At 53.3% G+C, this 5,516-nt stretch carries 2 rRNA genes; both read left to right on the top strand.

Going from position 1 to position 5,516, the window contains the following annotated elements:
• The first annotated feature begins 192 nt into the window (after positions 1-192).
• A 16S ribosomal RNA gene (locus FJV47_RS03550) occupies positions 193-1,718 on the top strand.
• A 651-nt stretch (positions 1,719-2,369) separates the two neighbouring features.
• Positions 2,370-5,506, top strand: a 23S ribosomal RNA gene (locus FJV47_RS03545).
• The 16S and 23S rRNA genes sit together here, the layout of an rRNA operon.
• Positions 5,507-5,516: the final 10 nt, after the last annotated feature.

Below are 5,516 nucleotides of genomic sequence, written 5' to 3'. Positions count from 1 at the left end.
AGTGTTTGTTGTTTGAGAACTCAATAGTGTGCCAAGTTTGTTGATACCGAATATTTATTTTATTTGGTGAATACATATTATTTGCTTGAGGCATTGCACCCCCGTGTAGTGTTCTTGAGTGTTTTATTATTCGCCAGGACTTCATTGGTTTCGCCCTTATTTTCCGAGGGGGAGCTGGTGGCTTTTTATTTTTTTATGGAGAGTTTGATCCTGGCTCAGGATGAACGCTGGCGGCGTGCTTAACACATGCAAGTCGAACGATGAAGCCCTGCTTGCAGGGTGGATTAGTGGCGAACGGGTGAGTAACACGTGAGTAACCTGCCCCCGACTTTGGGATAAGCCCGGGAAACTGGGTCTAATACCGGATATGACTTCTTACCGCATGGTGGGTTGTTGAAAGATTTATCGGTGGGGGATGGACTCGCGGCCTATCAGCTTGTTGGTGAGGTAATGGCTCACCAAGGCGACGACGGGTAGCCGGCCTGAGAGGGTGACCGGCCACACTGGGACTGAGACACGGCCCAGACTCCTACGGGAGGCAGCAGTGGGGAATATTGCACAATGGGCGAAAGCCTGATGCAGCGACGCCGCGTGAGGGATGACGGCCTTCGGGTTGTAAACCTCTTTCAGTAGGGAAGAAGCGAAAGTGACGGTACCTGCAGAAGAAGCGCCGGCTAACTACGTGCCAGCAGCCGCGGTAATACGTAGGGCGCAAGCGTTATCCGGATTTATTGGGCGTAAAGAGCTCGTAGGCGGTTTGTCGCGTCTGCCGTGAAAGTCCGAGGCTCAACCTCGGATCTGCGGTGGGTACGGGCAGACTAGAGTGATGTAGGGGAGACTGGAATTCCTGGTGTAGCGGTGAAATGCGCAGATATCAGGAGGAACACCGATGGCGAAGGCAGGTCTCTGGGCATTTACTGACGCTGAGGAGCGAAAGCATGGGGAGCGAACAGGATTAGATACCCTGGTAGTCCATGCCGTAAACGTTGGGCACTAGGTGTGGGGGACATTCCACGTTTTCCGCGCCGTAGCTAACGCATTAAGTGCCCCGCCTGGGGAGTACGGCCGCAAGGCTAAAACTCAAAGGAATTGACGGGGGCCCGCACAAGCGGCGGAGCATGCGGATTAATTCGATGCAACGCGAAGAACCTTACCAAGGCTTGACATGTGCCAGACCGGATCAGAGATGGTCTTTCCCTTCGGGGCTGGTTCACAGGTGGTGCATGGTTGTCGTCAGCTCGTGTCGTGAGATGTTGGGTTAAGTCCCGCAACGAGCGCAACCCTCGTTCCATGTTGCCAGCACGTAGTGGTGGGGACTCATGGGAGACTGCCGGGGTCAACTCGGAGGAAGGTGGGGATGACGTCAAATCATCATGCCCCTTATGTCTTGGGCTTCACGCATGCTACAATGGCCGGTACAATGGGTTGCGATACTGTGAGGTGGAGCTAATCCCTAAAAGCCGGTCTCAGTTCGGATTGGGGTCTGCAACTCGACCCCATGAAGTCGGAGTCGCTAGTAATCGCAGATCAGCAACGCTGCGGTGAATACGTTCCCGGGCCTTGTACACACCGCCCGTCAAGTCACGAAAGTTGGTAACACCCGAAGCCGATGGCCTAACCACCTTGTGTGGGGGGAGTCGTCGAAGGTGGGACTGGCGATTGGGACTAAGTCGTAACAAGGTAGCCGTACCGGAAGGTGCGGCTGGATCACCTCCTTTCTAAGGAGCTAACCATTTTTGGTTGCCCATGTCTGTGCACGAGTGTTGTACGGGTGGGTTGCTCATGGGTGGAATATCAATGAACTCAGTACTGGAAAACATACATACTTTGTGGCCTGCATGATGTGGGTTGTGTGGTGTGTGTGGGGTACTGGCTGTGGCTGGATGATGTTTATGTGCTGATGAGTACGCAGTGCCTGGTGTTTGTGACCTTTGGGTTGTGAGTGTTTGGTGGTGTTGGAAAGTGGTGTGTGGGTGTTGTGTGGTTTGTATGGTTTGGCATGCTGTTGGGTTTTGAGGCAACAAGCCTCCTCACCATGATGATGAGTGACTGTTTTTTGATGCACGGTGTTTTTGATGCTGTGTGTTGGGGATGGTTGTTGGTTGTTGTGGTGTGGGGTTCTTGGTGTTTCGGTGTTTGTCCTGTGTTTGCTGCTGGCATGCCTGGTGATGATGGCCTTTGTGGGTTGTTGTTGGGGTGTGTTGGTGGGGGTGTGGGGTTGTTGTTTGGGAACTGTATAGTGAACGCGAGCATCTTGCAGATGAGATGAGTCCTGTGGCCCTTTTCCTTGGGTTGTGGGGTGTTTGAGTCTTGTCTGTGTGATTTTGTTAGATTGTTTTATTGCTCATATCTTGAGACTTTGATGTTGTGTTGAAGTTTTTAAGGGCGCACGGTGGATGCCTTGGCATCAAGAGCCGATGAAGGACGTGGGAATCTGCGATAAGCCTGGTGGAGTCGATAACCGGACGTTGAGGCCAGGATTTCCGAATGGGGGAACCCCGCACCATGTTATGTGGTGTGACCTGCAGCTGAATGTATAGGCTGTGTGGAGGGAACGCGGGGAAGTGAAACATCTCAGTACCCGCAGGAAGAGAAAACAATAGTGATTCCGTTAGTAGTGGCGAGCGAACGCGGATGGGGCTAAACCGGTTGGTGTGTGATAGCGGATAGGCGTTGCATCATCGGGGTTGTGGGGTTGACATGTACCAGTGCTATCTTGCTGGTGGGATGAGGTGCAGGCGTATAGGTGAATCGGTTGGAATGCCGGACCATAGAGGGTGATAGTCCCGTAGGTGTAATGCGTGTCTGCCGTTCTAGTGTTGATACCCGAGTAGCACGGGGCCCGTGAAACCTTGTGTGAATCTGCCAGGACCACCTGGTAAGCCTGAATACTACTTGATGACCGATAGTGAATCAGTACCGTGAGGGAATGGTGAAAAGTACCCCGGGAGGGGAGTGAAATAGTACCTGAAACCGTGCGCTTACAATCCGTTAGAGCATGACCCTTGTGGTTGTGTGATGGCGTGCCTTTTGAAGAATGAGCCTGCGAGTTAGTGTTACGTCGCGAGGTTAACCCGTGTGGGGTAGCCGTAGCGAAAGCGAGTCTGAATAGGGCGTTTGAGTGGCGTGATCTAGACCCGAAGCGAAGTGATCTACCCATGGCCAGGTTGAAGCGCGTGTAAGAGCGTGTGGAGGACCGAACCCACTTCAGTTGAAAATGGAGGGGATGAGCTGTGGGTAGGGGTGAAAGGCCAATCAAACTTCGTGATAGCTGGTTCTCCCCGAAATGCATTTAGGTGCAGCGTTACGTGTTTCTTGCTGGAGGTAGAGCTACTGGATAGGCGATGGGCCCTACAAGGTTACTGACCTTAGCCAAACTCCGAATGCCGGTAAGTGAGAGCGTAGCAGTGAGACTGTGGGGGATAAGCTTCATAGTCGAGAGGGAAACAGCCCAGAACGCCAACTAAGGCCCCTAAGCGTGTGCTAAGTGGGAAAGGATGTGGAGTTGCTGTGACAACCAGGAGGTTGGCTTAGAAGCAGCCACCCTTGAAAGAGTGCGTAATAGCTCACTGGTCAAGTGATTCCGCGCCGATAATGTAGCGGGGCTCAAGCACACCGCCGAAGTTGCGTCATTCAAATATTTACCTGGCCTTTGGGTTGGGTGTTTGGATGGGTAGGGGAGCGTCGTATAGCGGGTGAAGTCGCGGTGGAAACCAGCGGTGGACGCTATACGAGTGAGAATGCAGGCATGAGTAGCGAATGACGGGTGAGAAACCCGTCCGCCGAATGATCAAGGGTTCCAGGGTTAAGCTAATCTGCCCTGGGTTAGTCGGGGCCTAAGGCGAGGCCGACAGGCGTAGTCGATGGATAACGGGTTGATATTCCCGTACCGGCGAAGGACCGCCCATACTGAGCTGTGGATGCTAACCATGACGGATCATGACTGTTGTAGCCTTCGGGTTGCGTTGTTGTGTGGTGTGGTGGGAACCGATGCAGTGAGGTCAGCGTATTAACAGGTGTGACGCAGGAAGGTAGCCGAGCCAGGCAATGGAATTGACCTGGTCCAAGGGTGTAGGAAGAGTGGTTGGCAAATCCGCCGCTCATGTTTCTGAGACCTGATAGGCGCCCCTTTTTTGGGGTGATTCGGTGATCCTATGCTGCCTAGAAAAGCATCGGCGTGAGGTCCCAGTCCGCCCGTACCCCAAACCGACACAGGTGATCAGGTAGAGAATACTAAGGCGATCGAGAGAATCATGGTTAAGGAACTCGGCAAAATGCCCCCGTAACTTCGGAAGAAGGGGGGCCTGCCTCGTGATCAGCTCTTGCAGTTGTGAGCGGGTGTGGGCCGCAGAGACCAGGGGGAAGCGACTGTTTACTAAAAACACAGGTCCGTGCGAAGTCGCAAGACGATGTATACGGACTGACTCCTGCCCGGTGCTGGAAGGTTAAGAGGACCGGTTAGCACGTAAGTGCGAAGCTGAGAATTTAAGCCCCAGTAAACGGCGGTGGTAACTATAACCATCCTAAGGTAGCGAAATTCCTTGTCGGGTAAGTTCCGACCTGCACGAATGGAGTAACGACTTCCCCGCTGTCTCAACCATGAACTCGGCGAAATTGCAGTACGAGTAAAGATGCTCGTTACGCGCAGCAGGACGGAAAGACCCCGAGACCTTTACTATAGTTTGGTATTGGTGTTCGGTGCAGCTTGTGTAGGATAGGTGGGAGACTGTGAAGCTTGGACGCTAGTTCAGGTGGAGTCATCGTTGAAATACCACTCTGGCTGTATCGGTCACCTAACTTCGGACCATGATCTGGTTCAGGGACAGTGCCTGATGGGTAGTTTAACTGGGGCGGTTGCCTCCTAAAATGTAACGGAGGCGCCCAAAGGTTCCCTCAGCCTGGTTGGCAATCAGGTGTTGAGTGTAAGTGCACAAGGGAGCTTGACTGTGAGAGTGACAGCTCGAGCAGGGACGAAAGTCGGGACTAGTGATCCGGCGGCACCTCGTGGAAGGGCCGTCGCTCAACGGATAAAAGGTACCTCGGGGATAACAGGCTGATCTTGCCCAAGAGTCCATATCGACGGCATGGTTTGGCACCTCGATGTCGGCTCGTCGCATCCTGGGGCTGGAGTAGGTCCCAAGGGTTGGGCTGTTCGCCCATTAAAGCGGTACGCGAGCTGGGTTTAGAACGTCGTGAGACAGTTCGGTCCCTATCCGCTGCGCGCGTTGGAAATTTGAGAAGGGCTGTCCTTAGTACGAGAGGACCGGGACGGACTAACCTCTGGTGTGTCAGTTGTACTGCCAAGTGCATCGCTGATTAGCTACGTTGGGAAGGGATAACCGCTGAAAGCATCTAAGCGGGAAGCCTGCTTCGAGATGAGATTTCCATGCACCTTTGAGTGTGTGAGGCCCCCAGCTAGACCACTGGGTTGATAGGCAGGATGTGGAAGCAAGGACTGAAGACTTGTGTAGCTGACCTGTACTAATAGGCCGATGACTTTCAACACACAATAAATA

The organism is Glutamicibacter sp. JC586 (genome assembly GCF_009805585.1).
Lineage (GTDB): Bacteria > Actinomycetota > Actinomycetes > Actinomycetales > Micrococcaceae > Glutamicibacter.
This window is presented reverse-complemented; position numbering and strand designations above follow the sequence as displayed.